We start from the raw sequence: 1,207 nt of genomic DNA on the forward strand, positions 1-1,207 counted from the left end.
GGGATGCCGCGGCTCGCGGCGGGGGTGTGGACGTGTGGTCCCAGAGGTGGAGCATGGGGTGCGCTCATCCTCCGGCGGCCCGGAAGCGAGCGGTTGACGATTTCGGCACCGCGGTTGACGATCGCCGCAGAGTCCCGGTCAGTAGGCGAGCACCTCGTCGAGGGCACCCGACAGCGCGGTGACGAGCGGCTCGACGTGGGTGTCGTCGAAGGCGAGAGGCGGGCGGATCTTCAGCACCGAGTCGGCACGGCCGATACGGCTGAGCAGCACGCCGCGGGCCTTCACGCCCTCGACGATGCGGCGGGTGGTCGTCGGGTCTGCGAGCGCGGCTCGGTCGGCGGCATCCCGATCGAAGACGTCGAACCCGAAGAAGAGCCCGCGGCCTTTGACGGGTCCGAGCCGCGGGTGCGCGGCCAGGAGGGGGGTGAGGATGTCGCGGATCGCGCCACCGAGCCGATCGCTGCGCTCGCGCAGGCCTTCGTCGGCGATCACGTCGAGCACGGCGGCGCCGGCGGCGGCCGAGACCGGGTTTCCGCCGAACGTGTTGAAGTACATGTTGCGGGAGCCGAACTCCTCCTGCAGCGCCGCCGAGGTGACGACACCGCCGAGCGGGTGCCCATTGCCCATGGGCTTTCCCATGGTGACGAGGTCGGGATCGATGCCGAGGTTCTGGAACCCCCAGAATGCGCTGCCGGTGCGTCCGAAGCCGGCTTGCACCTCGTCGGCGATCACGAGCCCGCCTGCCCGTCGGACGCGGCCGACGAGCGCGGTCGCGAAGCCGGCCGGCACGCGCGCGAGCCCCTCGGTCGAGAAGACCGACTCGAGGATGACGGCCGCCACCCCGTGGCCTGCGGCCGTCAGCTCGTCGATCGCACGGTCGAGGTCGGCGAGGGCGTCGGCGAGCACATCCGCCTCGGCCCGCCCGGCAGCGCTCGGGGCGTCGAGGTCGGGCACGGCGAAGCCGCGCACGTCGGGGGCGAGCCCTTCTCGGGCGACGAGTCCGGTGGTGATGCCCGCGAGAAGGGTCGTGTGGCCGTGGTAGCTGAAGTCCGAGACGAGGATCCCGCGGGCCCCCGTGTGCTGCCGGGCGATACGGAAAGCGAGGTCGTTCGACTCCGAGCCGCTGTTCGTGAAGAACACTCGGTCGAGACCCTCGGGGTAGGTGGCGAGCAGACGTTCGGCATAGTCGACGACGCGGGCGTGGAGG

General features: G+C 71.6%; 1 protein-coding gene. It reads right to left on the reverse strand.

The annotated features are described in order from the left end of the window. Window positions 1-138 precede the first annotated feature (138 nt). On the reverse strand, window positions 139-1,207 hold a 1,069-nt coding region (locus ASG00_RS06410; protein WP_235559336.1), incomplete at its 5' end, for an aspartate aminotransferase family protein.

The organism is Microbacterium sp. Leaf351, from assembly GCF_001423825.1.
In the GTDB taxonomy this organism is placed as follows: Bacteria; Actinomycetota; Actinomycetes; order Actinomycetales; family Microbacteriaceae; genus Microbacterium; species Microbacterium ginsengisoli.